We start from the raw sequence: 5,379 nt of genomic DNA on the forward strand, positions 1-5,379 counted from the left end.
GGTGCTTCTGGTTGGTGTGTGGTTGTTCTTTGAGAACTCAACAGGGTGCTTGTAAAGCCAGTGCCAATTGTTTTATACCCCGGACTGGTCAGGCCGTTTGGTTTGGCTGGTTGGGATTCCTTTGGCAACACTTTTGTTGCCAGGTTGATTGCTGTTCGACAAAGTTTTTGTTGGAGAGTTTGATCCTGGCTCAGGACGAACGCTGGCGGCGTGCTTAACACATGCAAGTCGAGCGGAAAGGCCCTTCGGGGTACTCGAGCGGCGAACGGGTGAGTAACACGTGAGCAACCTGCCCCAGGCTTTGGGATAACCCCGGGAAACCGGGGCTAATACCGAATATGACCTCCGATCGCATGGTTGGTGGTGGAAAGTTTTTCGGCTTGGGATGGGCTCGCGGCCTATCAGCTTGTTGGTGGGGTGATGGCCTACCAAGGCGACGACGGGTAGCCGGCCTGAGAGGGCGACCGGCCACACTGGGACTGAGACACGGCCCAGACTCCTACGGGAGGCAGCAGTGGGGAATATTGCACAATGGGCGGAAGCCTGATGCAGCGACGCCGCGTGAGGGATGACGGCCTTCGGGTTGTAAACCTCTTTCAGCAGGGACGAAGCGTAAGTGACGGTACCTGCAGAAGAAGCGCCGGCCAACTACGTGCCAGCAGCCGCGGTAAGACGTAGGGCGCGAGCGTTGTCCGGATTTATTGGGCGTAAAGAGCTCGTAGGCGGCTTGTCGCGTCGACTGTGAAAACCCGCAGCTCAACTGCGGGCCTGCAGTCGATACGGGCAGGCTAGAGTTCGGTAGGGGAGACTGGAATTCCTGGTGTAGCGGTGAAATGCGCAGATATCAGGAGGAACACCGGTGGCGAAGGCGGGTCTCTGGGCCGATACTGACGCTGAGGAGCGAAAGCGTGGGGAGCGAACAGGATTAGATACCCTGGTAGTCCACGCTGTAAACGTTGGGCGCTAGGTGTGGGGGGCCTCTCCGGTTCCCTGTGCCGCAGCTAACGCATTAAGCGCCCCGCCTGGGGAGTACGGCCGCAAGGCTAAAACTCAAAGGAATTGACGGGGGCCCGCACAAGCGGCGGAGCATGCGGATTAATTCGATGCAACGCGAAGAACCTTACCTGGGTTTGACATGGCCGCAAAACTGTCAGAGATGGCAGGTCCTTCGGGGGCGGTCACAGGTGGTGCATGGCTGTCGTCAGCTCGTGTCGTGAGATGTTGGGTTAAGTCCCGCAACGAGCGCAACCCTCGTTCGATGTTGCCAGCGCGTTATGGCGGGGACTCATCGAAGACTGCCGGGGTCAACTCGGAGGAAGGTGGGGATGACGTCAAGTCATCATGCCCCTTATGTCCAGGGCTTCACGCATGCTACAATGGCCGGTACAATGGGCTGCGATACCGTGAGGTGGAGCGAATCCCAAAAAGCCGGTCTCAGTTCGGATCGGGGTCTGCAACTCGACCCCGTGAAGTCGGAGTCGCTAGTAATCGCAGATCAGCAACGCTGCGGTGAATACGTTCCCGGGCCTTGTACACACCGCCCGTCACGTCACGAAAGTCGGCAACACCCGAAGCCGGTGGCCCAACCCTTGTGGAGGGAGCCGTCGAAGGTGGGGCTGGCGATTGGGACGAAGTCGTAACAAGGTAGCCGTACCGGAAGGTGCGGCTGGATCACCTCCTTTCTAAGGAGCACCATCCACCGAAAGGTGGCATGGAGCCCGCGGCCCGCGAATGTCGGGTCGGGGTGCTCAGATGGCGGAGACACTGGCAAGTCTGGTGCCGGCAACGGCTGCGGATCCTCTAGTACAGCCACTCTTGGGTGGTGGGAACGAGACTGTGGTGCGGCTGGTGGCGGATGTAAGCACCCTGTTGGGTCCTGAAGGAACAACCGAGGTTGTTTTTTCAGAGCCTTGAGATGCCTCCTGTGGACTGTGTCCGAGGGGGCGGAAGGCGCCAGGCATGGCCTGGTCTCGCAAACCGTGACCATGTGGTGGTTGTAGGTGTGGGGCTGTGGGTTGTGGGTTGGTTGTTTGTTGAGAATTGCACAGTGGACGCGAGCATCTTTGTGGTCAAGTTGTCAAGGGCGAACGGTGGATGCCTTGGCACCAGGAGCCGATGAAGGACGTGGGAGGCCGCGATAGGCCTGGGGGAGCTGTCAACCAAGCTGTGATCCCAGGGTGTCCGAATGGGGAAACCCGGCATCAGTCATGTGATGTCACCCGCACCTGAACACATAGGGTGTGTGGGGGGAACGCGGGGAAGTGAAACATCTCAGTACCCGTAGGAAGAGAAAACAAATAGTGATTCCGTGAGTAGTGGCGAGCGAAAGCGGATTGAGGCTAAACCGGCGGCGTGTGATACCTGTCAGGGGTTGCGTGGTCGGGGTTGTGGGACCCTGCTCAACAGACTGACATCTGTTGGAGAAGTTACAAAGCTGGTGGCTAGTCGAACAGTCTGGAATGGCTGACCGTAGACGGTGATAGTCCGGTAGGTGAAAGTTGCTGGTCTTCTGTGGGTGTTCCCGAGTAGCGGCGGACTCCTGAAATCTGCCGTGAATCTGCCAGGACCACCTGGTAAGCCTAAATACTTCCTGGTGACCGATAGCGGACGAGTACCGTGAGGGAATGGTGAAAAGTACCCCGGGAGGGGAGTGAAATAGTACCTGAAACCGTTCGCCTACAATCCGTCGGAGCCTTGCGGGGTGACGGCGTGCCTTTTGAAGAATGAGCCTGCGAGTTAGTGGCATGTGGCGAGGTTAACCCGTGTGGGGGAGCCGTAGCGAAAGCGAGTCTGAATAGGGCGTTTTTAGTCGCATGCTCTAGACCCGAAGCGGAGTGATCTAGCCATGGGCAGGCTGAAGCGCGGGTAAGACCGCGTGGAGGGCCGAACCCACCAACGTTGAAAAGTTGGGGGATGACCTGTGGTTAGGGGTGAAAGGCCAATCAAACTCCGTGATAGCTGGTTCTCCCCGAAATGCATTTAGGTGCAGCGTCGCGTGTTTCTTGCCGGAGGTAGAGCACTGGATGGTCTAGGGGGCCCACAAGCTTACCGAAATCAGCCAAACTCCGAATGCCGGTAAGTGAGAGCGCGGCAGTGAGACTGCGGGGGATAAGCTTCGTAGTCGAGAGGGAAACAGCCCAGATCACCAGCTAAGGCCCCTAAGCGTGTGCTAAGTGGAAAAGGATGTGGGGTCGCATAGACAACCAGGAGGTTGGCTTAGAAGCAGCCACCCTTTAAAGAGTGCGTAATAGCTCACTGGTCAAGTGGTTCCGCGCCGACAATGTAGCGGGGCTCAAGCACACCGCCGAAGCTGTGGCATTCACATTTTAACTTCGTGCCTCCTTGATGGGGTATGCAGGTGTGTGGATGGGTAGGGGAGCGTCGTGCCGGGGGTGAAGCAGCGGGGTGACCCAGTTGTGGACGCGGCACGAGTGAGAATGCAGGCATGAGTAGCGAAAGAAGGGTGAGAAACCCTTCCGCCGGATGACCAAGGGTTCCAGGGCCAGGCTAATCCGCCCTGGGTGAGTCGGGACCTAAGGCGAGGCCGAGAGGCGTAGTCGATGGACAACGGGTTGATATTCCCGTACCCGCGAAAGAGCGACCCTGATGAACCTCGTTGTGCTAACCACCCGAACTGCCGGCGGTCTTCGGACCAATGGTGGGGAGCGTGGGAACCTGGCGGGTAGTAGTCAAGCGATGGGGTGACGCAGGAAGGTAGCTGAGCCCGGCCGGTGGTTGTGCCGGGGTAAGCGTGTAGGCCGGTGTGTAGGCAAATCCGCACACCACTAGGGCTGAGACGTGATGCCGAGCCGATTCAGGTGAAGTCAGTGATCCTATGCTGCCGAGAAAAGCCTCTAGCGAGTTCTTAGCGGCCCGTACCCCAAACCGACACAGGTGGTCAGGTAGAGAATACCGAGGCGATCGGGCGAACTGTGGTTAAGGAACTCGGCAAATTGCCCCCGTAACTTAGGGAGAAGGGGGGCCGGAGACGTGAAGCCCCGCGCGGGTGGAGCGTTGTATGGCCGCAGAGAGCAGGGGGAAGCGACTGTTTACTAAAAACACAGGTCCATGCGAAGAAGTAATTCGATGTATATGGACTGACGCCTGCCCGGTGCTGGAACGTTAAGGGGACCTGTTAGCTCTTCGGGGCGAAGCGGAGAACTTAAGCGCCAGTAAACGGCGGTGGTAACTATAACCATCCTAAGGTAGCGAAATTCCTTGTCGGGTAAGTTCCGACCTGCACGAATGGCGTAACGACTTCCCCACTGTCTCAACCACAGGCCCGGCGAAATTGCATTACGAGTAAAGATGCTCGTTACGCGCGGCAGGACGGAAAGACCCCGGGACCTTTACTATAGCTTGACATTGGTATCTGAATTAGCTTGTGTAGGATAGGTGGGAGCCGGTGAAGTCCATACGCCAGTATGGGTGGAGGCAATCTTGAAATACCACTCTGGTTGATTTGGGTATCTAACTTCGGACCGTTATCCGGTTCAGGGACAGTGTCTGGTGGGTAGTTTAACTGGGGCGGTTGCCTCCTAAAGGGTAACGGAGGCGCCCAAAGGTTCCCTCAGCCTGGTTGGCAATCAGGTGTTGAGTGCAAGTGCACAAGGGAGCTTGACTGTGAGACTGACAGGTCGAGCAGGGACGAAAGTCGGGACTAGTGATCCGGCACTGGCATGTGGAAGCGGTGTCGCTCAACGGATAAAAGGTACCCCGGGGATAACAGGCTGATCTTCCCCAAGAGTCCATATCGACGGGATGGTTTGGCACCTCGATGTCGGCTCGTCGCATCCTGGGGCTGTAGCAGGTCCCAAGGGTTGGGCTGTTCGCCCATTAAAGCGGTACGCGAGCTGGGTTTAGAACGTCGTGAGACAGTTCGGTCCCTATCCGCCGTGCGCGTAGGATACTTGAGAAGGGCTGTCCCTAGTACGAGAGGACCGGGACGGACGAACCTCTGGTGTGCCAGTTGTCCCGCCAGGGGCACGGCTGGTTAGCTACGTTCGGAAGGGATAACCGCTGAAAGCATCTAAGCGGGAAGCTCGCTTCAAGATGAGGTATCCCACCCACATTGTGGGGTAAGGCCCCCAGCTAGACGACTGGGTTGATAGGCCGGAAATGTAAGCCCGGTAACGGGTTCAGTTGACCGGTACTAATAGGCCGAGGACTTGACTACTAAGCTGCTACGCGTCCACTGTGCAACTCTGAACAAACGATCACCCACCAGGGTTGGGTTGGTTGACATGTTCATAGAGTTACGGCGGTCATGGCGGAGGGGAAACGCCCGGTCACATTCCGAACCCGGAAGCTAAGCCCTCCAGCGCCGATGGTACTGCACTCGGGAGGGTGTGGGAGAGTAGGACACCGCCGGACAATCTT

Annotated in this window: 3 rRNA genes; all 3 read left to right on the forward strand. The window is 57.7% G+C overall.

The window, feature by feature from the left end:
- Nucleotides 1-167 precede the first annotated feature (167 nt).
- A 16S ribosomal RNA gene (locus tag IRY44_RS30330) occupies nucleotides 168-1,682 on the forward strand.
- 385 nt (nucleotides 1,683-2,067) lie between these two features.
- Nucleotides 2,068-5,176, forward strand: a 23S ribosomal RNA gene (locus IRY44_RS30335).
- A gap of 80 nt (nucleotides 5,177-5,256) precedes the next feature.
- A 5S ribosomal RNA gene (gene rrf, locus IRY44_RS30340) occupies nucleotides 5,257-5,373 on the forward strand.
- Together the 16S, 23S and 5S rRNA genes form the textbook arrangement of a ribosomal RNA operon.
- The last annotated feature ends 6 nt before the right edge of the window (nucleotides 5,374-5,379 follow it).

This window comes from Micromonospora sp. ANENR4 (assembly GCF_015354395.1).
Taxonomy (GTDB): Bacteria; Actinomycetota; Actinomycetes; order Mycobacteriales; family Micromonosporaceae; genus Micromonospora; species Micromonospora aurantiaca.